Origin of the sequence: Synechococcus sp. MIT S9503, from assembly GCF_047304175.1 — a bacterium.
Taxonomy (GTDB): Bacteria; Cyanobacteriota; Cyanobacteriia; order PCC-6307; family Cyanobiaceae; genus Synechococcus_C.
The window spans coordinates 1,565,396-1,589,266 of the sequence record NZ_CP138955.1 but is presented as its reverse complement, the minus strand read 5'-3'; the positions used below and the strand labels follow the sequence as shown (position 1 = coordinate 1,589,266).

At 59.6% G+C, this 23,871-nt stretch carries 17 protein-coding genes and 1 pseudogene; 8 read left to right on the top strand and 10 right to left on the bottom strand.

Features of this window, described 5'->3' with window-relative positions:
• Nucleotides 1-429: 429 nt before the first annotated feature.
• The 9 genes and pseudogenes from SIB56_RS09070 to SIB56_RS09030 form a co-directional block, all read right to left on the bottom strand.
• A pseudogene (locus SIB56_RS09070) lies at nucleotides 430-993 on the bottom strand (low-complexity tail membrane protein); the annotation flags it as partial.
• The gene (gene infB / locus SIB56_RS09065) at nucleotides 993-4,379 is read right to left on the bottom strand and encodes a translation initiation factor IF-2 (protein ID WP_413323637.1); all 3,387 of its coding nucleotides are present in this window, start codon (nucleotides 4,377-4,379) and stop codon (nucleotides 993-995) included. The pseudogene SIB56_RS09070 and the gene infB, both read right to left, overlap by 1 nt.
• Before the next feature lie 62 nt (nucleotides 4,380-4,441).
• Entirely contained in the window at nucleotides 4,442-4,723 is a 282-nt protein-coding gene (locus SIB56_RS09060) for a YlxR family protein (protein WP_413323636.1), read from the bottom strand.
• The gene (nusA, locus tag SIB56_RS09055) at nucleotides 4,720-6,129 is read right to left on the bottom strand and encodes a transcription termination factor NusA (RefSeq protein WP_413323635.1); all 1,410 of its coding nucleotides are present in this window, start codon (nucleotides 6,127-6,129) and stop codon (nucleotides 4,720-4,722) included. Before nusA ends, SIB56_RS09060 begins: the two co-directional genes overlap by 4 nt.
• A gap of 53 nt (nucleotides 6,130-6,182) precedes the next feature.
• Entirely contained in the window at nucleotides 6,183-6,650 is a 468-nt protein-coding gene (rimP, locus tag SIB56_RS09050; RefSeq protein ID WP_413327260.1) for a ribosome maturation factor RimP, read from the bottom strand.
• Nucleotides 6,651-6,808: 158 nt separating this feature from the next.
• Entirely contained in the window at nucleotides 6,809-7,954 is a 1,146-nt protein-coding gene (gene grrM / locus SIB56_RS09045; protein ID WP_413323634.1) for a cyclophane-forming radical SAM/SPASM peptide maturase GrrM/OscB, read from the bottom strand.
• Nucleotides 7,951-8,262 (bottom strand): GrrA/OscA1 family cyclophane-containing rSAM-modified RiPP, encoded by a 312-nt coding sequence (gene grrA / locus SIB56_RS09040; protein ID WP_413323633.1) that lies wholly within the window; start codon nucleotides 8,260-8,262, stop codon nucleotides 7,951-7,953. The genes grrM and grrA overlap by 4 nt, the downstream gene beginning before the upstream one ends.
• A gap of 35 nt (nucleotides 8,263-8,297) precedes the next feature.
• Complete coding sequence (gene grrP / locus SIB56_RS09035) at nucleotides 8,298-9,218, bottom strand: extracellular substrate binding-like orphan protein GrrP (RefSeq protein WP_413323632.1); 921 nt, start codon at nucleotides 9,216-9,218, stop codon at nucleotides 8,298-8,300.
• A 35-nt stretch (nucleotides 9,219-9,253) separates the two neighbouring features.
• Nucleotides 9,254-9,439 carry a hypothetical protein gene (locus tag SIB56_RS09030; RefSeq protein ID WP_413323631.1) on the bottom strand — a complete coding sequence of 62 codons (186 nt, stop codon included), beginning with the start codon at nucleotides 9,437-9,439 and terminating at the stop codon, nucleotides 9,254-9,256.
• Here SIB56_RS09030 and SIB56_RS09025 point away from each other — a divergent pair.
• From SIB56_RS09025 to rpiA, 4 genes are all read left to right on the top strand, one after another.
• Nucleotides 9,426-10,130, top strand: coding sequence for a helix-turn-helix domain-containing protein (locus SIB56_RS09025; RefSeq protein WP_413323630.1), 705 nt, complete (start codon nucleotides 9,426-9,428; stop codon nucleotides 10,128-10,130). The genes SIB56_RS09030 and SIB56_RS09025 overlap by 14 nt on opposite strands.
• Nucleotides 10,131-10,377: 247 nt before the next feature.
• Entirely contained in the window at nucleotides 10,378-13,728 is a 3,351-nt protein-coding gene (locus SIB56_RS09020) for a glycosyl hydrolase family 18 protein (protein WP_413323629.1), read from the top strand.
• A gap of 106 nt (nucleotides 13,729-13,834) precedes the next feature.
• Nucleotides 13,835-14,986 (top strand): trypsin-like peptidase domain-containing protein, encoded by a 1,152-nt coding sequence (locus SIB56_RS09015; RefSeq protein ID WP_413323628.1) that lies wholly within the window; start codon nucleotides 13,835-13,837, stop codon nucleotides 14,984-14,986.
• 37 nt (nucleotides 14,987-15,023) lie between these two features.
• Complete coding sequence (gene rpiA, locus SIB56_RS09010) at nucleotides 15,024-15,740, top strand: ribose-5-phosphate isomerase RpiA (protein WP_413323627.1); 717 nt, start codon at nucleotides 15,024-15,026, stop codon at nucleotides 15,738-15,740.
• Nucleotides 15,741-15,747: 7 nt separating this feature from the next.
• On the opposite strand, the gene hisD is transcribed toward rpiA, so the two are convergent.
• Complete coding sequence (hisD, locus tag SIB56_RS09005) at nucleotides 15,748-17,070, bottom strand: histidinol dehydrogenase (protein ID WP_413323626.1); 1,323 nt, start codon at nucleotides 17,068-17,070, stop codon at nucleotides 15,748-15,750.
• A gap of 109 nt (nucleotides 17,071-17,179) precedes the next feature.
• On the opposite strand from hisD, the gene rpsT reads away from it, so the two are divergent.
• The 4 genes from rpsT to SIB56_RS08985 all read left to right on the top strand — a co-directional run bounded on the left by rpsT (nucleotide 17,180) and on the right by SIB56_RS08985 (nucleotide 23,860).
• Entirely contained in the window at nucleotides 17,180-17,485 is a 306-nt protein-coding gene (gene rpsT / locus SIB56_RS09000) for a 30S ribosomal protein S20 (RefSeq protein ID WP_413323625.1), read from the top strand.
• 74 nt (nucleotides 17,486-17,559) lie between these two features.
• The gene (locus SIB56_RS08995) at nucleotides 17,560-18,345 is read left to right on the top strand and encodes a TatD family hydrolase (protein ID WP_413327258.1); all 786 of its coding nucleotides are present in this window, start codon (nucleotides 17,560-17,562) and stop codon (nucleotides 18,343-18,345) included.
• Nucleotides 18,346-18,616: 271 nt separating this feature from the next.
• Nucleotides 18,617-21,907: a DNA-directed RNA polymerase subunit beta gene (gene rpoB, locus SIB56_RS08990; RefSeq protein WP_413323624.1), complete on the top strand. Its 3,291-nt coding sequence runs from the start codon at nucleotides 18,617-18,619 to the stop codon at nucleotides 21,905-21,907.
• A gap of 48 nt (nucleotides 21,908-21,955) precedes the next feature.
• The gene (locus SIB56_RS08985; protein WP_413323623.1) at nucleotides 21,956-23,860 is read left to right on the top strand and encodes a DNA-directed RNA polymerase subunit gamma; all 1,905 of its coding nucleotides are present in this window, start codon (nucleotides 21,956-21,958) and stop codon (nucleotides 23,858-23,860) included.
• Nucleotides 23,861-23,871 lie beyond the last annotated feature (11 nt).

The window sequence follows — 23,871 nt, the reverse complement described above, 5'->3', positions numbered from 1 at the left end:
GTCCAGATCATCAGCTGCTTCTTCTGCGGGTGCCGGTTGGGAGCTCGGTGCTGAATCGAGCGCTGAAAGCACTGACGGTTGACCAGTTTCAGCTCCGCTGTCTGGCTCCGTTTTGTCGGCATTGCCTTGCTCACCCCAATCTTGGTAGCTGGGATTTTCAAGGGGTTTGAGCTCAGCTTTGACCACTTCGCTGTCTGCGGATGCCTCAGCGTCATCTGCTTCTTGCTCCTCTGCCTGGATCACCTCGCACTCATCGATATCTGTTTCAGGAAGGACCTTCCCAGAAGCGCTTTCAGCGGGTTTCGATGGAGAGCCGAGTGCTGAAACAGAAGCCGATTGCTTGGTTTCGGCATTCCTCCTGTCGCTGGCTGCTCTCTCGGTTGGCTGTCGTGGTTCTTCGGTTCTCTCCCATTCCAGCGGCGGCAACTGCAGCAGCCCGAGTCCCAGGGACAGGTGGTTGACCTGCAGATCGGCCGGATTGATCGGTGTGAGCCCTGCAAAGGTCTGATCGCTGCGCGTCAACAGCCAGATGGACTGAACTAGCTGCTGCCATTGCCAGAGCATCAGAGCCAGCAATGGAGCTGCGATCAGCAACGCCGTGAGCCGGCTGCTGTCGCTGGTGGGTGAGAAATCAACCACCAGCAGAGCTGATCGGTCGATCCACCAGAACAACGGCAGCATCAGTGCAATGCCGATGACCAAAGCTGCTTTCAGACCCAGTGGCTGCTGAACGGCGCTGAGGCGACGTTGATCAGCATTCCGCTTTGCCGCAGGGATACGCACCAGAAGAAGGGAGGCCCAGTCCGGAGCACGACGCCACAGCAGTGCGCCGGGAGCAACAACGGCCAGGCCCCAGATCAGCAGCCGCTCGAGTGCGGGGGCCGGGCCGAATGCAGGTCCTGCCAACACAAGCCTCAACAGCTCGAGCTCCAGAGGAATGACGGCAAGCGCCATCAACTGAAGCCAGAGCAGTGGCTCACGGCGGCTGATCATCAGGTGGTGAGCTTGCGACGCTGCGTGACCATCTTGAAGGCTTCGATGCGATCGCCCTCCTGCCAGTTGGCAAAGCGATCGGTCCCAACACCACACTCGAAACCGGTGGCCACTTCCTTGACGTCGTCCTTGTTGCGCCGTAACGAGTCGAGATCTCCGGCGTAGACGATCTCCTTGCCGCGGTGAACCCGAACCTTGCAGTTGCGCTGAAGCTTGCCGGTGGTGACGTAACAGCCAGCCACAGCGCTCTTGCCGATGGTGAACACGGCGCGGACCTCTGCTTCACCCAGGGCTTCCTCAACCAGTTCGGGTTCGAGCAGGCCTTCCATCGCCAGCTGGATGTCCTCCAGCAGCTTGTAGATCACGTCGTAGTCGCGCACATCCACGCTGTTGGCATCGGCTGCCTTTTTGGCTCCCGATGCCATCGAGGTGTTGAAACCGATGATCACGGCTCCCGATGCCGCCGCCAGGTCGACGTCGGTTTCGGTGACCTCGCCAGGTGCTGAAAGCAGAACCCTGACCTGGACTTCGTCCTTGGGCAGCTGTTCCAGGGAGCCGAGGATGGCTTCGACCGAACCCTGGACATCCGCCTTGAGGATGAGGTTGAGCTCCTTGAGCTCACCCTCGTTGGCCTGCCCTGACATGGCCGTGAGTGACACCCTGCGGGAGGCCATCTGCTGGGCCAGGCGGGTCGCCCGGGCGTCGGAGGCCCGATCTCCCACCACGGCTCGTGCGGATTTCTCATCGGCGTAGACCTCGAACTCATCCCCGGCAGTGGGAACCTCGCTGAATCCAAGAGCTTCCACCGCGCAGGATGGACCGGCGTCCTTGAGCCGCAGACCAGCGTCGTCCACCATCGCCCGCACCTTGCCGAGCACGGGACCCGCTGCGACCACATCGCCAGTCCGCAGGGTGCCGTTCTGGACCAGAAGTGTCGCCACAGGTCCCTTGGCTTTGTCGAGGTGCGCCTCAATCACCGTGCCACGGGCCATGCGATCCGGATTGGCCTGCAGGTCCTCCACTTCGGTGACCAGCAGAAGCATTTCCAGCAGTTTGTCGATGTTTTCTCCCTTGATGGCGCTCACCGGCACCATCACCACGTCACCACCCCATTCCTCTGCCAGCAGATTCTGTTCAGAGAGTTCCTGTTTGACACGGTCAGGTGAAGCACCTTCCTTATCGATCTTGTTGATGGCCACCACGATCGGCACCTCTGCGGCGCGGGCATGGCTGATGGCCTCAAGCGTCTGCGGGCGCACACCGTCATCGGCCGCCACCACCAGAACGGCCACGTCGGTCACCTTGGTGCCGCGAGCACGCATGGCCGTGAAGGCTTCGTGCCCAGGGGTGTCGAGGAAAGTGAGTTTTCGGGCCGAGTCGTTGTGCTCAATCTCCACCTGGTAAGCACCGATGTGCTGAGTGATTCCACCGGCTTCTCCAGCGGCCACCCGGGCTTTGCGGATCGCATCGAGAAGACTGGTTTTGCCGTGGTCGACGTGACCCATGACGGTCACGACGGGAGGACGTCGGATCAGGTGCTCCCGATCCGCTTCTTCGATCATCTCGACCGTCTTCTTGGCCGCCTCCTCGACATCATCCTGAAGGACCGGCACTCCGAATTCCTCGGCCACCGTTTCGATGGTCGGCATATCCAGGGTCTGCGTGACCGTGGCGATGATCCCCTTGAAGAAGAGGGATTTGATGATTTCGGAGCTCTCCACGCTGAGCATGTCGGCGAGCTCCTGAACCGTGAGGTTGTCCTCCGGCACGACAATCATCTCCGGTCTCACCTGCTTGGCCTCTCGGGCTGCACGCAGTTCCATGGCACGGCGCCGCTGGCGCTGTCGGGCGGTTCCCTTGCGCCGTTTGCGCATGGCCGCCACCGGCTTGGGAGTGGTCCTCTGCTGGGATTTGGGTTTGGCAGGACGAGCCAGGCTCGCCGACAACACCATGTTTTCCTGTTCTCCTGCGAAGCCACCGGTTTGTGCTGCCAGGGAATCATCGTTTTCGCCGATGATGTGCACCTTCTGGCGTTGCTTCTGTGGAGACCGGTTGCGCAGAGCTTCCAGCTTGGCGCTGTCATCCCAGTCGGGCCTGCCAGGGCGACGCTGCCCTCCTGGTCCAGCACCAGGACGGAAGCCAGGGCGGCGTGGAGCAGTCGCGGGAGATGGTGCAGGTCGATTGACAGGTGGAGTGGCCTTTGGACCGTCACCACGGGGTGAAACCGGCGTTCCGTCGGGACGCCGTGGAGGTGGTACAGCCGGACGACCGGTGGGTTTCTGCAGCTGCATGAGCTCACCGGGAGCCACCGGCTTGCGCATACCGGCGGGCATGGCGGGACGATTGGAGCCTGCTCCGCTGCGTTGACCTGTTCCAGGACGGACACCCTCACCGCGGTTACCGCTGCCGTCGCGGCGGATCGGCTTGCCAACCAGTTCAAGGGTGCTGCCGGGACGTCCGGCGCCTGGCCTTCCGGCTGGTGTCCCAGGACGTGAGGGTGCACCTGGGCGTTGTGAGCCGGATGGACGCTGCGGCGAACCGGCGCGCTGTCCGCCGGGAGCACCGGGTCGGGGCGATCCTGGTCGTGAGGGTGTTCCGGTGCCTGGGCGCTTCGCCTGAGGACGACCCACCAGTTCCGGCTTGCCCGGTCTCTGCGGGGGCGGCACCGTTCGGTTCATGGGCGATTTGGGCTGGGGTCGCCCTGGCGGTGGTGGAGTCGGGCGGGTACTTCCTTCGATAGGTGATCGGCGGATTGGAGCAGTGTTGCGAGGCTTGGTCGCTTTTGAGGGGGACGGTGCGCTGGGCCTTGCCGGCGGGGGAGCTGGACGACTGGGGGCGCGGCTGGGGGCAGGTGCGCCCGCGGGTCGGGGTGTCGGCTGCTGGGGTGCCTGGGATTGCCGTCCAACCGGTTTCTGAGGAGGCTGCTTCTGAGAGGGTTCTTTGCGAATCAGCGTCTGCACCGGAGCCACAGGTTTCTGCGCGGCTGTCTTCTGTGGTGCAGATGCCTGGGGTGCAGCAGGTTTTGCAGGTGCCGCAGGCCGCGCAGGCGGTCGCTGGGGAGATGCGGCGGCACGGGCTGGGACCGCTGGAATTGGAGCCGGTTTTGGCTGCGCCGGCTTGACGGGTGCTGAGGAATCGGCACCGGTGGCCTTCTTCACCGACAGGATCGATTTGCCAGGTGCGGCTTTCGACGGGGCTGCCGCCGGGCGGGAGGCACCACCGCTCTTCAACATCGTGCGGATCTTGCCTGCCTCGGCTTCGCTGATCGAGCTGCTGTGGCTCTTGGCCGCAATGGACAGCTTCTCAGCGGCATCCAGCACGTCTTTGTTGTCCAGGCCAAGGTCCTTGGACAGCTCGTAAATTCTGACTTTGCCGCTGCTGGTCATTCAGGTCTCCGATCGGTCCGGGCACGGGGTCCCCGGGGCACCAAACAAGGTGGGGCCAGTGTTCATCTTGCCTCAGCGACTGATGGCTTGTTTGAATTCAGTCGCGATCTCAGCTCCTCAAGCGCACTGTCGGGCACCTGGCATCGCAGGGCCTTGTGTAGGCGTTTTCGGCGCTGTGCTTCCTCAAGACAGCTCTCCCTGCGACAGAGGTAGGCGGAACGCCCCATTCCCTGATCAAGGAGAACCCCATCCCGATGGTCGCGGATGACCCGCCAGAGAATGCTGCGGTCAAACAGCTCCCGGCAGGCGACACAACGACGCAGGACAGGGCGTGAGGTGTTCACCGGGCTCCTTCCTCGCTGGATTCACTGACAACCTCTTCAACTTCAACTCCGCCTTCCTCGTAGGCGACCACTTCACCACCTTCGTCCTCGACGGCTTCGAGGTAGTCCTCTTCGTCTTCCGGCAGGGGATACAGCTCACGCAGGCGAGCATCCTCCTCCGCTCTTGCAGCCTGCTCAGCGGCCAGTCGCTCTTCTGCTTCGCGCTGCAGCGCCTCCTCCTGTTCACGCTGAGCGATCAGTTCCGAGACCACGGCATCCTCTGCCGCCTGGTCGTATTCGGTTGCGTTCTTGATGTCAATCTTCCAGCCGGTCAGTCGCGCTGCCAGCCGCACGTTCTGTCCCTCGCGACCGATGGCCAGGCTCAGCTGATCAGGGGGAACCAGCACATGGGCATGCTGGCCGACAGGATCGACGAGCCGCACCACATCAACGCGGGCAGGGCTGAGTGAATTGGCGATGTACTGGCCTGGATCCTGAGACCAGCGGATGACGTCAATCTTTTCTCCACGCAATTCATTCACCACCTGTTGGATTCGGGATCCGCGGGCACCGATGCAGGCTCCAACAGGATCCACCTCGCGCTCGATGCTGTCCACAGCAACCTTGGTGCGCGGACCGACCGATCGGGAAGGGGGGTTGGCTTCTCTGGCGACGGCAACGATGCGTACTGATCCTTCCTGGATCTCAGGCACTTCGTTCTCGAATAGATAGACGACGAGTCCTGCATTGGCTCGGCTCACAAACAGCTGAGGACCCCGCCGTGGAACCTCGCTGACCTCCTTGAGGAAGACCTTGAAGGTGGCGTTGGCGCGATAGTTGTCATTGGGCAGCTGGTCACGCCGTGGCAGTTCTGCCTCCACTTCCGGGCGTCCCAGTCCGGAACTCACGGCCATGATCACCGACTGGCGTTCGAAGCGAATCACGCGGGCGGTCAGAACCGGATCCTCCAGGTCGGCGAATTCCTCCTGAATCATCCGCCGCTGCTGATCGCGAAGCTTCTGAGCAAGCACCTGTTTGGTTGTTGCCGCTGCCATGCGCCCGAAATCTTCTTTCTCCGGGGTCACATCCAGCACCACCGTGTCGCCGGCCTGGGCATCCTCCGCCACCTGCATCACTTCAGCAAGAGCGATCTGATGGTCTTCGCTTTCAACCTCCTCCACGATGATCTTGCTGGCGAGAACCCTGTAGCCCTCCTCGTCCAGATCCAGGGCCACGTCGAAATTGCTGAAGTATTCCTCGTCGAACGGATCCTCCCCGATGCCCAGATAAAGGGTGCGTCTGTAGCGCTCGTAGCCCTTGAGCAGTGCTTCCCGAAGGGCCGCCTCCACAACCTGGGGAGGAAGCTTCTTCTCCTCACTGATGTCATCGATCAGGTTGCTGAGGCCGGGGAGAAGAACGAGTGCCATGGCGGTGATGAGAAAAAGTTGATGGAGAGAAATCGGCGGCGGATGCGATCTTTTCAGCCGGTGGGGCTTGTGAGCTCAACGCTGATCACGGATTCCCTCGGAATTCGTTTGACCCTGCCGCGAATGTTGATCTGGACGTGGTCTTCGGTGCGTTCCAGCAGGGTTCCCGACAGACGCTGCTCCCGGCCCTCGTCATCCTTGTGGACGACATCAACGGGGAAGCTCCGGAAGGTCTGAAAGTCTCTGTCCGACTGGAGCCAGTCCCCGATCCCGGGGCTGCTGATCTCCAGAACATAGGCCTCTGAGAGCAGTTCAGCCTCCTCGATGGCTTCCCCCATCGGTGCAGTGAATCCTGCGCAGTCATCCAGGGAGACGTCATCACCGTTGCTGCGACGGATCTGGACTTGCAGGGTCATCGGTTTCAGATGCGCCAGCATCTGTACGCTGACGAGCTCAAATCCGTGGCTTTCGGCTGTGGCCGTGGCCAGAGAGGTGAGATCCGGCAGGAGTGGATGGGGCAAGGGTGCGGCAAGGGTGGTCTCGGGCTCTGGCCCGATGGTGGATGCATGAATCACCCTCCCGGGGAGAGCATCTCACCGGGCCGTTGTTTGATTTTAGAGGATTGCCAACCCCCCGCCTCACCAGACGAAAACGGGCGGTGGGCTGATGCAATGGTTTTTCAAGGAGCGGCCGCGGTTTCCAGCTTCTCCAGAAGAACATCCACTGGGATCTGGCTGGAGAAACGACAGGCACAGGTTTCGGTGGCATCCAAGCTGCCGTGCTCCCAGTACTTGTTGCTGCCGGTTCCGCCGCCGCAGAACCCGTAGTACTCACATTCCTGCTGGCATCGCTTCATGCCCGATGACATGTCGTGCAGCAGGCGCTGAAACGCTTCGGTTTGGGTGGCTTCCATCAGCGACACGTCACGGATGTTGCCCAGATTGAACAGGCCATACCGTTCGGTCTCGACCGACAGCAGCTCGGGATCGAAAGTCGAGAAGTTGCCTTTCGCGTCGACGCTCAGAATTGCGTAGGGACGGTTCATCTCGTTCTGAAGCAGGCGCTGCCCCCCGGCGATCATTCCCATGACCTGGTCGAACTCGCGCACTTGGATAGGGAAACCATCCTTTTCATTGCAGGCCCAGAAACGTGAGAGGAACTCCCTGTAGAGCTTCTCCTTCAACAGACCCTGCATGGAGGAGCTGGTGTGCACGCCTTCCTGTTCCTCCACGTTGAAACCGAGCTGGTGAATGCCCTCATCACGGAAAAAGGTGTACATCCGCTCCGGTTGTTCCAGAGCATCCGCCGTGAGCACGGCGATGGCATGGAAGTCGATGTCTCGCTCACGCAGGGTGCGGATACCGCGCATGGTCTGGGCATAGGAGCCCCTGCCGTTTCTGAAGCGCCTGTGGCTGTCGTGAATCTCCTCAGGCCCATCGACACTCACGCCGACAACAATTCGATTGCGCTGGAAGCAGTCACACCAGTCGTGATTGATCAATGTCGCGTTGGTCTGCACATGTTGTTCAATCACCACTCCCTGTTCCTGCAGTCCTGCGGTCTGACGCTGAATGATCGCGCTGGCCTGGTCGTAGAAGCCGGTGGGAAGGGTCAGCGGTTCGCCGGCGTGCCACAGGATCGAGAGATGGGGACCCCAGAACGGACTTTCATAAATCCTCTCCAGCAGCAGGGGAAGCTGCTGCTGGAGGTTGAACACATTGCGCCGCTGGCGATCAGGCAGGTAGCAGTAACTGCAGTCGAGGTTGCAGAGCGAGGTCGACTGAATCACCAGCAAACCGATTGGGCCGTATGCGGAATGGTTCACCAGTTGGCGAAGCCACCGCGGTAGCCATTGGCGAAGCCTCCACCACCATTGCCCCAGGCCCGGCGGCGACCTCCGCCGTTACCCCAGGCCCGGCCACCACCATTGCCCCAGGCGCGGGCGATCTCCTCGTCCCTGAGAAGGCCGTTGCGTTGCATCACCGCCCAGGCTTCGGGGCTCATGCGCTCAATCCGCTGTTCGAGTGCGTTGCCCAGATCAGGTTCGTTGTGAACCGCGGCTCGGGACGATTCGCAGAGAACGGCACTCGTTGCCAGAACGGCAGCGAAGGTGAGAAGGCTTGTCTTGTTCATGGCTGAAAAAGCGATAGATCAATTCGGAATCGAGTTCAGGACTGCGGACTGAACTGAGCGGTAGTGGAGAGAACGATCGTGAAGAACGCGCTGATCTGGTCATCCTTCAGCCCCACGCTGCTGTCGGTGCCGATCCAGTTGTTGATTGCCGAGCGGACTCCGTCGTCATCGTTGACGTATCCCGCGAGCAGACGACCGATGCCCAGATTGCTGATGTTGAGAAGCTGTGGGGTGGTGTCTGCTACCACGCATCCCACCCCGGAGCGGGCGTAGGGCCTGTCGGGAACAAGCGAGGATGCTGGCGCCGTCGCGGCCTTGTTGGCCCGCAGCCAGAGGCTGTCGCCGCCGAGGATCTCAACGCTGCCATCCTTGACCGCAGCAAGGGCCTGATCAGGGGTGTCGAAGAACTGGAACTTGGCGTCATCCACTGATTCAGCCAGCACGCCGGCGGCCATGCTGTCTTTCACAACCCCGATCGTTTTGCCGTTGAGGCTGTCGGGTGTGCCATCGACGCCGTCCGGAGCGAGTAGCCGCACGCCGCCCACCGAGAAAGGCAGTGTGTAGGTGAGTGTGCGCTGTCGCTGCCAGGTGAAGGCAACACCGCAGGCGATGTCAGCGGCTCCTGATCGGATCATGTCCAGACCGTCGCGGGCGGAGCTGGCAGCAACAGGTTCGATGCTGACCTCCTTGTCCTCCTTCTTGGGGGACACATTGATCTGATCGCGAATCGCCTCAAGAACAACGAATGACAGTCCGTCGTAGTCGTCGCCATCCTTTTTGACCATCGGCAGGGAATCGCCAAGGACAACGGCTCTCAGCTTGCCGGTGTCGTAGACACTCTTCGCTGCCGAACTCTGGGATGAGTCACTGGCCCCCGTTGTCTCGTTCTGACAGGCCACGAGGGCGATCGAGGAAAGAGCGAGCAGGCCGGTAGCGGCCCTCTTGATCAGGCGCATAGGGATGACACCGTCGGATCGGTTTGTTCACACCACTAGACACAGCGTTCAGAACCGGCCAGTTCAGACTCCTGGAAAACTGCCCGATCAGGATCAGCCTGATAGACCTGATGGGCATGCTTGCGTAAGACGCCTGCATCCGCTGGGTCAGTCCCAACCGCCAGATCACGCCCCATCCTGGGAGAGCGATCGCCATGGAGCTGCCAGGTGCTGATCACCATCGATGAGTCCTTCCGCCATCTGAGCCAGCATCTGCGCGACCTCTCGAGCAGCCATCGCCTACTCGTCGCGACGGCCAACCGTCCCTATGCCCTTGCGCTGGCCAGTTTCTTCGCTCTGCAAACCACTGAACAAACGTGCCCTCTGATCGGGATCGCCTCAACGCGCGAGGAAGCCCTGGCCTGCCTGGATGGCATCAGCGAACCGGTGCTGGCCTTCGTCAGTGAGCAGCTGGAGGAATGCCGGGGGCTGGATCTGGTTGAAGACCTCAAGCGGCGTACCGTTCCGGAGTCTCCAATCGCCACGGTGTTCACCCTCAAAGGGGCTGATCCGACTCTGATGCGGGAGGCCCTTTCCAGTTCTGCGGATGTGGTTCTCACGCAACGCAGCCTGGATCTGATGTCGATCGCCAATGCCATGCAGGCGATCCAGGTTGGTGAGCGATTTGTGGATCCGTTCATCCCCTATGCCCTTTGCCACAGAGATCCCCGTGATGCTCATGCTCTGTCGGAACGTGAGCGCATGGTGTTGACTTTGCTCTGCGATGGCATGACCAATAAAAAGATCGCGGAGGGGCTTTGCATCGCTGAAACCACGGCACGTGGTCATGTGCAGTCGATCATGCGCAAGCTGAATGTGAAGGACCGCACGGCGGCAGCTGTTGAAGGCATCAGGCGTCACTGGGTCGACTGAAATGAGCTCTGCGATGAGCTGGGTGTCCTGATGGCTCGCTTGTCGGCCAAAAAAGTTTGGATATAGCTGTTTTGCTGGATATCAGCGGATTGACAACAGGTGTGACTGAATGATTCATGAGCTGTGAATCATTAGTGAATTTGTTGTTGGAATCTATGTCTGAATTTAACTGAAAACCCTGAAAATGAAGGGTTTTGCATTTCGTCTTGCGCGGCAATGATTCGACTACTTCGTGCAATCTTCACCCATGACAACATTTGCTGTTGGTGATTTCGGTCAGGACATTCTCGGGTTTGATCCCGCCACTGACAAGCTTGACTTCGGCGGTGTTTCCGTTCACAGCCTGATTGTCGGTCAGGACGAGGATGGTTTTGCCACGATTGTGTTCCCCTGGCAGTCTGATCAGTTCCAGCGGATTCTCGGTGCCGATGGCCAGGGAGTCCGCTGGAGTGATCTAAGTGCAAGTAATTTTGCGCCAGTGGCTAATGAGCATCTGCGACAGGATATCGGTGCAGTGATGTCCTGGGAGAATCAGATTGGCCCGGCCTTTGATGAAAGTCAGGCAGGCGCCCAGGTCACTGTTTATATACGTTCACATGAGAAAGACAGTATCACCAGGATTGAGAATTTCGATCCATTGAAAGACAAGATTAATTTTCTGTATTTCGGTACTCGAGAACGCCTGGAAGTTGAAAATTTTGGTTCAGATCTGATTATTAGTTCAGAGCCGATTGGTCAGAAGTTTGTTTTCACTGGAGTCCAGAAGGAAGACCTGATCGGGGCCAATCTGGAGTTTCATTTTGACCAGATTGAAGAGGATCTTCTTGACCGAGCTTTTGGTTTCAGCCCTGAGCAGCTCGCTTTGGTTGATCGAACAAGTCTGTTCACTCCTGATGGTGGTTTCACCGACGGTTCGCAAACCCGACCCGGGGAATTCGTCACAGCTTCTGGGAAAGCCCCCGGTCAGCCGACATCGCTGGATGAAAGCACCCGCCTGATTCAGAACCGAGCTGATCAGGCTGAGTCCCTGAAGGCGGCGCCAATGGGGGCTGGGTCTGAGCCGTCTTCAGCAGTTGTGAATGAGATGCCGATGGAGATGCCGTCTCCGGATCTTTCCGATGTGGTGATGAGCCTGCAGGGCGGTTCCAATCCGCACAACAGCTGTCTTTTGCTGAAGGTGGATGGATCCCTTTGGTGGGGTGGCGGGATCAGCGGCAATCTGATTGTTCGTAATCCGATGGGAACAGCTATTGAGGATTGGGAAGTTTCTTTTCTGACGCCGCACAGCGGCTTTGAAAGCTGGTCTGGTGAGGTCCAGGTTTCAGATGCAGGAAAAGGTCTAAACAGGGTCACATTCGCCCCTGCCGCCTGGAACCGAATCATTCCCGCGAATGGAGAGCTATCGATCAGTTTCAACGCCCAGGGTCAGGGGCTGGCTGACAGCGGCGCGCTGACCAACGAGGACTTTTTCAGTGGAGCCGTCGCTCCTGTGGAGCCGGCATTCACGTCGTCCGATGGTTCCGGGGAGTCAGCTGTGACCCAGGCGTCAGCAGATGCAGTAGCGGCTGATAGTCCAGCTGTGCCGTCCCTGAGTCAGTTCTCCGAACAGGATGCCGGCGATGCAGAGTTCAAATCCGCCGATACCAGTGCCAATCCACTGAATCTCGAAGTCAGTGGAAGTCTGTACTGGGGAGGCATGAGTGGAATTCTCACGATCACCAACAACTCGGATCGTGCTGTTGAAGGCTGGTCAGTCAGCTTCGAAACACCTCACAGTGACTTTCAGAGCTGGGCGGGTGCTGCCCGCGTTGAACCGGCGCAAAGCGGCGGCAGCAAGGTGACACTGACTCCTGCGCCGTGGAACAGCATGATCGCTGCAGGGCAAAGCATTGATGTGAGTTTCAATGCCATCAGTGAGGGGATGCCCAGCAGCGGCGAACTCACAAGCGCTTTGTTTTTCTCAGAGGGGAGTGGTTCTGAGTCCTCAGTCATGGATCAGGAGGTGGCTGCGGACTGGGTTGCAGCAGCAGGCTTGCCAGATGCATCAGCCTCAGCTGTGCCCCAGGCAGTTGCCTCGTCGCCAGCGAATGCAGAGCGCGTGCCCGCTGAACCTGATGAGGTTGCGGAACCGTCGCAATCCCAGCAGCCTGCAGGTTCTCTTGAAGGCCTGCGTGCATTGGAGAGTCTGGTGATCGCGCCGGAGACCGTAAGTACTTCCAGTGCGACCGTCAGCAGTTCCGGTAAGAAGGTGGTTGCCTACTTCGAGGAATGGGGCATTTACGAACGTGATTTCCTGGCTAGCGACATCAATGTTGAACAGTTAACTCACATCAACTACAGCTTCTTCGATGTCAAAGCCAATGGCGAAGTTGAGCTGTTCGACCGATGGGCGGCCACGGATAAACGATTCACTGCAGCTGAGCAGGTCAGTCGAACCTTTGCGGAGGCTGATTGGCTCAGGCTGGATCAGGATCGGCGCGATGAATATACAGGTGGGGACAACTTCGCTGCCAGTGTCAATGCAGATGGATCGGTGACGGTGGCGGGTGTTCCGATGGGTTGGAATGCACCTACTGATTATGTGGGAAATCTGCGACAGTTTGATCTCATCAAGCAGCTTCATCCTGAGATTAATCTGGGGTTTGCTCTTGGTGGCTGGACCTTGTCAGATGAATTCAGCCTGGCTGTTGATTCTGAAGCTGATCGAGATGCATTCACGGATAACATTATTGATTTATTCAAGCAATATGATTTCTTCAATACTGTTGATTTTGACTGGGAGTATCCTGGTGGTGGAGGCGATCCAGGCAACGCGACAAATGTGGAAGATGGCTTGAATTTTGCGCTGACTCTCGAGCTTCTGAGGGACAAGCTTGACATGCTTGAGCAGGCTACAGGTGAAGAGTATGAGGTCTCAATTGCCACGGCTGGAGGTTATGACAAGCTCGCCAATCTCAACCTGTCGGGAATTGACCCCTTCGTCGATTTTTACAATGTGATGACCTACGATTTTCACGGGGGCTGGGAGTCGTTTACTGGTCATCAATCGGCCATGATTGATGACCCTGCTGGCTATGACATTGCCACTGCAATCAAACAATTTCAGATCAATGATGTCGACCTAAGTAAAGTGGTTCTCGGAGTTCCTACATACACTCGAGCCTGGGGAAATGTTGATTCAGGAGATGCGTTTGGATTGGGAAACAGTGGTGATGCAACACAGGCCCCTGGTTCTTACGAGGCGGGCAATTACGACCACAAGGACCTGATCACTGGTGTGTCTGATGGATCCTTTGCGCTGATCTGGGACGACAATTCCAAGGCAGCTTTTGTGTATGACGAGGATTCTCGGATCTGGAGTTCAATTGAAACTCCCGCCACGGTTGCCGGCAAAACGGCCTTCATTGACGACATGGGTCTGGGAGGAATGATGTTCTGGGCTCTTTCCAACGACGCCAGCGGCGATCAGAGCCTGATCTCGGCGGCTTCGGAACTCATCAGGGGTTCTGCCACCTACGAGCAGGTTGTCTCGCGCAGTGAGCCGTTCGATTTCATCCTCGGTGGCGACGGTCAATTCGGTCTGGGAGATTTCATTTAGCCGACCAAAGCGCCGTGCGTGATCACGCTTTCAGTGATGACGCTCTGCCTGTTGTTGTCGATTTCACCCGAATGTTGCGGTTGGTCCCCTTAGCGTGAGCGCAGTTATGGCTCTCACGTCTGTGGTTCCCGGCCGGATAATCAAGCAAGGGGTCCTCGGATGGCTGGGGACCCTTGTATTTGTTCTGTCATTCCTGATCCTGCCGGCCAGATCGCTGGCCGCGTCAAGTGGTCTTCCCGGCACTCACAGCTTCGTGGCTGACGCTGTGCGCAACGTTGCCCCGGCTGTGGTGCGAATCGACACGGAGCGGGTGGTGGAGCGACAGCCTTTTGACCCCAACCTGATCGACCCACTGCTGAGAGATCTACTCGGAGAGCCCGGCTATGGCCCTGAGCGTCAGCGCGGTCAGGGTTCCGGCGTTGTGATCGACCGGGATGGTCTGGTGCTGACCAATGCTCACGTCGTTGAGCAGGTCGAGGATGTCAATGTCACTCTCGCCGACGGCGATCAGAGAGATGGCGTGGTCATCGGTCGGGATCCTGTCACGGATCTGGCGCTGGTTCGCCTTGAGGGGGGTGCATCACCGAAGCCTGCCAGGCTCGGGGATTCCGACGCGCTGGACGTCGGAGACTGGGCGATTGCCCTCGGCACGCCCTACGGCCTGGAGCGGACGGTCACCCTCGGAATCGTCAGCAGTCTGCATCGCAACATCAGCAGCCTTGGATTCAACGACAAGCGACTTGATCTGATCCAGACCGATGCAGCCATCAATCCCGGCAACTCAGGCGGACCGCTGGTCAACGCCGACGGCCGCGTGATCGGTATCAACACATTGGTCAGGTCGGGTCCCGGGGCAGGACTGGGATTTGCCATTCCCATCAATCTGGCGAGCCGTGTGGCTGAGCAGCTGCAGCAGGCCGGAGAGGTGGTGCATCCCTATCTGGGACTCCAGCTGATTCCGCTCACCGCGAGAATCGCCCGCGAGCACAACAAGGATCCCAATGCTCTAGTTGAGCTTCCCGAGCGCTCAGGGGCTCTCGTCCAATCGGTTCTGCCGGACAGTCCCGCCCAGCGCGCCGGCCTGCGACGCGGTGATCTGGTGATCAAGGCCGGGGATGTTTCCGTTGATGACCCACAGACACTGCTTCAGCAGGTTGATCAGGCTGAGATTTATCAGCCTCTGCCTCTGCAGATCATCCGAGGCGAGAAAGACCTGCAGCTGTCTGTCAAACCTGAACCGTTGCCGGGCTTCGGTTGAAACCCTTGCTACGGTCTCGCCGGTTTAATTCCGAGCGATGTCAGATCTTCAGAACCAGATGAAACAGGCCGTCGCGGAGGCGGCGGTTGAACAGTTCCGCGACGGCATGGTTGTGGGGCTGGGATCGGGTTCCACAGCAGCTCTGATGATCAAGGGTCTCGGCCAGCGCCTGGCATCCGGGCAGCTCAAGAACATTGTTGGAGTCACCACTTCATTTCAGGGGGAGGTGCTTGCTGCCGAGCTGGGGATCCCTCTGCGCAGCCTCAACGCCGTGGACCGGATCGACCTGGCCATCGATGGTGCTGATGAGGTGGATCCAGCCTTTCAGCTGATCAAGGGCGGTGGTGCTTGCCACGTTCAGGAGAAACTCGTCGCTGCCAGGTCCGAACGCTTTGTCGTTGTTGTGGACTCCACGAAACTGGTGGATCGTCTGAATCTGGGTTTCCTCCTGCCGGTTGAGGTTCTGCCAGGAGCCTGGCGTCAGATTCAGCAGCAGCTGTCGGCCATGGGAGGCACAGCTGAGTTGCGCATGGCGAATCGCAAGGCCGGTCCGATCGTGACCGACCAGGGCAACCTGGTTCTGGATGTCCGCTTCGAAGGGGGGATTGCCGATCCTGCCGACCTGGAGCGGAGCGTGAACAACATCCCCGGTGTGCTCGAGAACGGTCTGTTCGTGAATCTTGTCGATGAGGTGCTGGTGGGTGAGGTGAACAACGGCGTGGCCAGCGTTCGTCGTCTGGACAAAGCCGGCTGATCTCAGCTCAGCTCAGCCGAACCTTCACCGAGTTGGCATGGCTGTGCAGTCCTTCGCTGCAGGCCAGTTCCACCACGGCACCACCGGTGGCTTCCAATGCTTCCCTATTGAATTCGATCATTGAGGTGTGGCGCATGAAGGTCTCCACGCTCAGCGCACCGCTGTAACGCGCGGAACCACATGTGGGCAGGGTGTGGTTGGGGCCTGCCAGGTAATCACCCACTGCTTCGGGACTCCAAGGGCCGATGAAGATTGCGCCTGCCTGCTGGATCCGGTCCGCCAGCATCCGCGGTCGCTCCACAAGCAGCTCCAGGTGTTCCGGTGCAAAACGGTCGCTAAGGCGTGCGCAGGTTTCGAGGTTGTCGCACACCACAACCAGCCCCCATTGCCCCAGGGACTGTCTGCAGATGGCTTCGCGAGGATGCTTGCTCAGCTGCAATTCCAATTCTGCGGGCAGGGCCTCAGCCAGAGTCCGGGACGTGGTGAGCAGGATGGCCGCGGCCAGTGGATCGTGTTCCGCCTGAGCCAGAAGATCGGAGGCCACCTGGGCAACTGAAGCCGAGGCATCGGCAATCACCAGCACCTCGCTCGGGCCTGCCAGGGAATCGATGCCGACCTGCCCGTAAACCAGCTTCTTGGCGAGAGTCACGTAGAGATTGCCCGGGCCGCTGATCACATCAACACGGGGAACGGTTTCTGTGCCCAGTGCGAGAGCGGCGACCGCCTGGGCGCCTCCAATTCGATAGACCTCCCGCACGCCTGCCAGGTGTGCTGCTGCAAGCACGGTCTGGTTCACCTGCCCATTCGGTCCTGCAGGGGTGACCATCACCAGCCTCTCCACACCAGCGACCCTGGCGGGAATGGCATTCATCAGCACTGTGCTCGGGTATGAAGCCCGACCACCCGGAACGTACAGGCCGGCCGCCTGAACCGGTCGCCATCGACGCCCAAGCCGTTCGCCGTGCACACCCTGCACATCGAGGTCCTGGGGTTTCTGGCGCTGGTGAAAATCCTGGATCCGACGGTGGGCGAGTTCGAGGGCGTCGCGCAGATTCGCAGGGCTGTTCTCCCAGGCTTGCTGCATCTCAGCAGCCGGAACATGCAGTGGGTCAGGAACAAAACGGTCGAACTGTTCGGTGAGCGCCAGCAATGCGCTGTCACCTTCAGTGCGCACGCGCTCGATGATGGCCTCGACCGTTGCTGTGGCCTCCCGCTGAGTCTGACCGGTGGTGCGGGTTGAAATCCGATCGAGCTGCTGCTCAGCCCCGGCTGCGCTGTCGAGGCACCTGGGCAGACCGCTCGTCGCTGGCTCTTTGCTCAGGGTGGTCATCAACACCGGTCATCGGGCCCTTTCAAGCTAGGCCCCCCTGCGCTAGCGCAATGGGAATGAAGGGGGCACTGCGTTAATGTTGTGGATTGTCGATGAGAAATCCGGCTCTGTGGCCAATAACAAGTCCTCAAAGAAGCGCGTCGAGATCGCTGAGCGCAATCGCCTCCAGAACAAGGCCTACAAGTCGGCCATGCGCACTCTGATGAAGCGCTGCCTGAGTGCCTGTGATGCCTACACCGCAACCCCTGGGGATGAAACGAAAGCCGGTGTGCAGTCGAGCATGAACGCCGCATTCAGCAAGATCGACAAAGCGGTGAAGCGTGGTGTGCTCCACCGCAACACCGGTGCTCATCAGAAAGCTCGCCTGACCGTTGCCGTGAAGAAGGCGATCGACCCCGCTCCCGCAGCGGGCTGAACCGCTGATCCTGGGATCGGATCGACGGTCCCAATCCCTGCAGAATGGATCCTGAAGGCGCGTTTCAGGATCCGATGGCCACACCGGCTTTGATCGACAGTCACTGTCACATCGTCTTCCGAACCTTTGAGGATGATCTTGAGGCGGTCGCCGAGCGCTGGCGTGATGCCGGAGTGAAATCGCTTCTGCATGCCTGCGTTGAGCCCGGTGAGATTCCAGCCATACGCTCGCTCGCGGATCGCTTTCCGGAGATGCGCTACTCCGTGGGTGTTCATCCTCTGGATACCAAGCACTGGAGCCACGACACTCCCGAGGTGCTCAGGATGGCGGCCCTTGAGGACAGTCGGGTGGTGGCCATCGGCGAGCTTGGTCTCGATCTGTTCCGTGACAAAAATCTGGATGAACAGCTCGCGATCCTGCGTCCCCAGCTCGATCTGGCTGTGGAACTCGATCTGCCCGTGATCATCCATTGCCGCGATGCGGCGGAACCGATGTTGGCCGAGCTGGGTGCGCGATTCCCTGAAGGACGTTGTCCCGCGGGTGTGATGCACTGCTGGGGAGGAACTCCCGAGGAGATGCACCAGTTTCTCGAGCTGGGTCTCTACATCAGCTTCAGCGGCACCGTGACCTTCCCCAAGGCGGTGCCGACCCATGACTGCGCGCGGGAGGTTCCGCAGGACCGATTTCTTGTCGAGACCGACTGCCCTTTCCTGGCTCCGGTCCCGCGACGGGGCAAGCGCAATGAGCCTGCATTCGTGGCATCGGTGGCCATGCGTGTTGCCGAGCTGCGCCAGCAGTCTCTGGAGCAGGTGGCTCAGGACAGCACTGAGAATGCGAGGCGTCTGTTCCGGCTTCCCTGACGAAAGTGTTCATGGAAGCACGAATGTGTAAGATGACTTATTGGCCTGGCCAAGCATGGTTATCTGTGCTTGGGCTCCCGAAGCGTCCATTACCGTCCGGTGCATTGACGACGTCAGCTGTTCTGACCCGAGTCTTCTGAAGCCATTGACAGCGGAGGTTGCCCCTTGCCGAGGGGTGGCCTCCGTTGTTTTGGCTGAAAGTCCCCTCCATGGCTGATCCGGCTGTCTCTTTCAGGCCCCTCTGTCCCCTCCGATATCTGCAGGTCTCCGCATGAGCAGCGCGATTCAGGTCGCCAAGACCGCCACCTATCTGCCCGATCTGGTGGAGGTTCAGCGTGCCAGTTTCAAGTGGTTTCTTGAGAGAGGTCTGATCGAGGAGCTCGAGAGCTTCTCGCCGATTACCGATTACACCGGAAAACTTGAACTCCATTTCGTCGGCAGCGAATACCGGCTGAAGCGTCCGCGCCACGACGTGGAGGAGGCCAAGCGTCGCGATGCGACCTTCGCCTCGCAGATGTATGTGACCTGCAGGCTGGTCAACAAGGAGACCGGTGAGATCAAGGAACAGGAGGTGTTCATCGGCGAACTGCCGTTGATGACCGAGCGGGGAACGTTCATCATCAACGGTGCTGAGCGCGTGATCGTCAATCAGATCGTGCGCAGTCCAGGTGTCTATTTCAAGGACGAAATGGACAAGAATGGCCGTCGCACCTACAACGCCAGCGTCATTCCCAACCGCGGGGCCTGGCTGAAGTTTGAAACCGATAAGAACGATCTTCTGCATGTCCGGGTCGACAAGACCCGCAAGATCAACGCCCACGTGCTCATGCGTGCGATGGGTCTGTCGGACAACGATGTGATCGATAAGCTTCGCCATCCGGAGTACTACAAGAAGTCGATCGAAGCAGCCAATGACGAGGGGATCAGCTCCGAGGATCAGGCCCTGCTCGAGCTGTATAAGAAGCTGCGCCCGGGTGAGCCCCCCTCCGTCAGCGGGGGCCAGCAGCTTCTGCAGACCCGTTTCTTCGATCCGAAGCGCTACGACCTCGGTCGGGTCGGTCGCTACAAGATCAACAAAAAGCTGCGCCTCACCATTCCCGATTCGGTGCGCACCCTCACCCATGAGGATGTGCTCTCCACGCTCGACTATCTGATCAACCTCGAGCTCGATGTCGGAGGCGCCAGCCTCGATGACATCGATCACCTCGGCAACCGTCGTGTGCGTTCCGTGGGTGAGTTGCTTCAAAACCAGGTGCGGGTGGGTCTGAACCGCCTTGAGCGGATCATCAAGGAGCGCATGACAGTCGGTGAGACGGACTCGCTCACACCTGCCCAGCTGGTCAATCCCAAGCCGCTTGTCGCCGCCATCAAGGAGTTCTTCGGTTTCAGTCAGCTGAGCCAGTTCATGGATCAGACGAATCCGCTGGCTGAACTCACGCACAAGCGACGCATCTCAGCTCTCGGACCAGGGGGTCTGACCCGCGAGCGTGCAGGCTTCGCTGTTCGTGACATTCATCCCTCGCACTACGGCCGTCTCTGCCCGATCGAGACGCCGGAGGGCCCCAACGCCGGTCTGATCAATTCCCTCGCCACCCATGCCCGGGTGAACGAATACGGCTTCATTGAAACCCCTTTCTGGAAGGTCGAGGGCGGACGTGTTCTCAAGCACGGTGATCCCATTTATCTGTCAGCCGATCTCGAGGATGAATGCCGCGTCGCGCCGGGTGATGTGGCCACAGACAGTGATGGTGCGATCCTCGCTGATCTGATCCCCGTTCGCTACAGGCAGGATTTTGAAAAGGTCCCCCCCGAGCAGGTGGACTACGTGCAGCTCTCACCCGTGCAGGTGATCTCCGTCGCCACGTCTCTGATTCCTTTCCTGGAGCATGACGACGCCAACCGCGCTCTGATGGGATCGAACATGCAGCGTCAGGCTGTGCCCCTCCTGCGTCCTGAGCGGCCGCTCGTTGGAACAGGCCTGGAAACACAGGTGGCCCGCGACTCGGGAATGGTCCCGATCTCCAGGGTGAACGGAACCGTCACCTTCGTTGACGCCACGGCGATCGTTGTGCAGGACGAGGAGGGACTTGAACACACTCACTACCTCCAGAAGTACCAACGTTCAAACCAGGACACCTGTCTGAATCAGCGCCCGATCGTTCGCCAGGGCGACCCCGTGATCGTGGGTCAGGTCCTGGCAGATGGCTCCGCCTGTGAGGGCGGTGAGATTGCCCTGGGTCAGAACGTTCTGATCGCTTACATGCCCTGGGAGGGCTACAACTACGAGGATGCGATCCTTGTCAGCGAGCGTCTGGTCAACGACGATCTCTACACCTCGGTGCACATCGAGAAGTATGAGATCGAAGCCCGTCAGACCAAGCTTGGCCCGGAAGAGATCACAAGGGAAATCCCCAATGTCGCTGAGGAAAGCCTCGGCAACCTCGACGAGATGGGCATCATCCGAATCGGTGCCTTCGTTGAAAGCGGTGACATTCTTGTTGGCAAAGTGACGCCGAAGGGCGAGTCCGATCAACCACCAGAAGAGAAACTGCTGCGCGCGATCTTCGGTGAAAAAGCACGCGACGTCCGCGACAACTCACTTCGCGTTCCCAGCACGGAGCGTGGCCGTGTGGTCGATGTGCGCATCTACACCCGTGAGCAGGGTGATGAGCTGCCGCCCGGCGCGAACATGGTCGTTCGCGTTTATGTGGCCCAGCGGCGCAAGATCCAGGTTGGCGACAAGATGGCCGGCCGCCACGGCAACAAGGGAATCATCAGCCGCATCCTCCCCCGAGAGGACATGCCCTATCTCCCCGATGGAACCCCTGTCGACATCGTCCTGAATCCTCTGGGTGTCCCCAGCCGCATGAACGTTGGACAGGTGTTCGAGTTGCTCATGGGCTGGGCCGCCTCCAACCTGGACTGCCGCGTCAAGGTTGTGCCCTTCGATGAGATGTACGGCGCCGAGAAGTCTCAGCAAACAGTGGAGACCTTCCTCAAGACTGCGGCCAAGCAGCCCGGCAAGGAGTGGATCTACAACCCTGATGATCCCGGCAAGCTTCAGCTGATCGACGGGCGCACCGGCGAACCCTTCGACCAGCCAGTGGCCGTGGGCTATTCCCACTTCCTCAAACTGGTGCACCTGGTGGATGACAAGATCCACGCCCGCTCGACCGGTCCCTACTCCCTGGTCACGCAGCAGCCACTCGGAGGCAAGGCCCAGCAGGGCGGCCAGCGGCTCGGAGAGATGGAGGTCTGGGCACTCGAGGCCTATGGCGCCGCTTACACCCTCCAGGAGCTGCTCACTGTCAAGTCCGACGACATGCAGGGCCGTAACGAGGCTCTCAACGCCATCGTCAAGGGCAAGCCGATCCCGCGGCCGGGCACGCCGGAGTCGTTCAAGGTGCTGATGCGCGAGCTTCAGTCGTTGGGCCTGGACATTGCCGTGTTCACCGACGAAGGCAAGGAAGTGGATCTGATGCAGGACGTGAACCCACGTCGCAGCACTCCCAGCCGGCCCACCTACGAATCCCTGGGCGTCGCTGACTACGACGAGGACTGACGGATCAACGAACGAACCGACAAACCGCTCCCTCTTCCTTAACCGTCAATGACCAACAGCAACCTCCGGACCGAGAACCACTTCGACTACGTCAAGATCACGCTCGCCTCTCCTGACCGGGTGATGGAGTGGGGACAGCGCACCCTGCCCAACGGCCAGGTGGTGGGTGAGGTCACCAAGCCCGAAACGATCAACTACCGCACCCTCAAGCCCGAGATGGACGGGCTGTTCTGCGAAAAGATCTTCGGCCCCTCCAAAGACTGGGAATGCCATTGCGGCAAGTACAAGCGGGTTCGTCACCGCGGCATCGTCTGTGAGCGCTGCGGCGTTGAGGTCACGGAGAGCCGGGTGCGCAGGCATCGCATGGGCTTCATCAAGCTTGCTGCTCCTGTTTCCCATGTCTGGTACCTGAAGGGAATCCCCAGCTATGTGGCGATTCTTCTGGACATGCCACTGCGCGATGTCGAGCAGATCGTCTACTTCAACTGCTATGTGGTGCTCGATCCCGGCGACCACAAGGATCTCAAGTACAAACAGCTGCTCACCGAAGATGAGTGGCTGGAGATTGAGGATGAGATCTATGCCGAGGATTCCGAAATCGAAAATGAGCCGGTGGTCGGCATCGGTGCGGAAGCCCTCAAGCAGCTGCTTGAGGATCTCACCCTCAATGAGGTGGCTGAACAGCTGCGTGAGGAAATCGCCAGCAGCAAAGGACAGAAACGCGCCAAGCTGATCAAGCGCCTGCGCGTCATCGACAACTTCATCGCCACCAATGCCCGTCCCGAATGGATGGTGCTCGATGTGATCCCTGTGATTCCGCCCGATCTGCGCCCGATGGTGCAGCTGGATGGTGGTCGTTTCGCCACATCGGACCTCAATGACCTCTATCGCCGGGTCATCAACCGCAACAACCGTCTTGCCCGTCTGCAGGAGATTCTTGCCCCGGAGATCATCGTCCGTAACGAAAAACGGATGCTCCAGGAGGCCGTCGATGCGCTGATCGACAACGGCCGCCGCGGACGCACTGTGGTCGGCGCCAACAATCGTCCTCTCAAGTCACTCAGCGACATCATCGAGGGCAAACAGGGCCGTTTCCGTCAGAACCTGCTCGGCAAGCGTGTCGACTACTCAGGTCGTTCCGTGATCGTGGTGGGTCCGAAACTGAAGATGCACCAGTGCGGTCTGCCCAAGGAGATGGCGATCGAGCTGTTCCAGCCCTTCGTGATCCATCGCCTGATCCGTCAGAACATCGTCAACAACATCAAGGCCGCCAAGAAGCTGATTCAGCGTGCCGACGATGAGGTGATGCAGGTTCTGCAGGAAGTGATCGAAGGGCATCCGATCATGCTCAACCGTGCTCCGACCCTGCACCGACTGGGTATTCAGGCTTTTGAGCCCAAGCTTGTGGATGGTCGTGCCATTCAGCTCCATCCCCTCGTCTGCCCGGCGTTCAACGCTGACTTCGACGGTGACCAGATGGCTGTGCACGTGCCACTGGCAATCGAGGCTCAGACAGAGGCACGGATGCTGATGCTCGCCAGCAACAACATCCTCTCCCCAGCCACCGGCGAACCGATCATCACCCCGTCTCAGGACATGGTGCTCGGTGCCTACTACCTCACGGCCCTTCAGCCGCAGATGACCCCGATCGAATTCGGGGATCGCAGCCGCACGTTCTCCGACCTCGAGGATGTGATCCATGCCTTCGAGGACAAACGCCTCGGTCTTCACGACTGGGTCTGGGTTCGCTTCAACGGTGAGGTCGAGGACGACGACGAACGTGATGAGCCATTGAAAACTGAAACCCTCTCCGACGGCACAAGACTCGAACAGTGGACCTACCGCCGCGACCGTTTCGATGAGGAAGGAGCTCTGATCAGCCGCTACATCCTCACCACCGTTGGCCGTGTGGTGATGAATCACACGATCATCGATGCCGTGGCAGCCAACTAACGCTCCAGACC

Bases quoted from the DNA above. Each gene is read 5' to 3' on its own strand.
- SIB56_RS09020 (WP_413323629.1), top strand. From the start codon at position 10,378: ATGACAACATTTGCTGTTGGTGATTTCGGTCAGGACATTCTCGGGTTT.
- SIB56_RS08995 (WP_413327258.1), top strand. From the start codon at position 17,560: ATGGCCACACCGGCTTTGATCGACAGTCACTGTCACATCGTCTTCCGA.
- SIB56_RS08985 (WP_413323623.1), top strand. From the start codon at position 21,956: ATGACCAACAGCAACCTCCGGACCGAGAACCACTTCGACTACGTCAAG.
- nusA (WP_413323635.1), bottom strand. From the start codon at position 6,129: ATGGCACTCGTTCTTCTCCCCGGCCTCAGCAACCTGATCGATGACATC.
- SIB56_RS09015 (WP_413323628.1), top strand. From the start codon at position 13,835: ATGGCTCTCACGTCTGTGGTTCCCGGCCGGATAATCAAGCAAGGGGTC.
- grrP (WP_413323632.1), bottom strand. From the start codon at position 9,218: ATGCGCCTGATCAAGAGGGCCGCTACCGGCCTGCTCGCTCTTTCCTCG.
- hisD (WP_413323626.1), bottom strand. From the start codon at position 17,070: ATGACCACCCTGAGCAAAGAGCCAGCGACGAGCGGTCTGCCCAGGTGC.
- rpiA (WP_413323627.1), top strand. From the start codon at position 15,024: ATGTCAGATCTTCAGAACCAGATGAAACAGGCCGTCGCGGAGGCGGCG.
- rpoB (WP_413323624.1), top strand. From the start codon at position 18,617: ATGAGCAGCGCGATTCAGGTCGCCAAGACCGCCACCTATCTGCCCGAT.
- infB (WP_413323637.1), bottom strand. From the start codon at position 4,379: ATGACCAGCAGCGGCAAAGTCAGAATTTACGAGCTGTCCAAGGACCTT.
- grrA (WP_413323633.1), bottom strand. From the start codon at position 8,262: ATGAACAAGACAAGCCTTCTCACCTTCGCTGCCGTTCTGGCAACGAGT.
- SIB56_RS09030 (WP_413323631.1), bottom strand. From the start codon at position 9,439: ATGGTGATCAGCACCTGGCAGCTCCATGGCGATCGCTCTCCCAGGATG.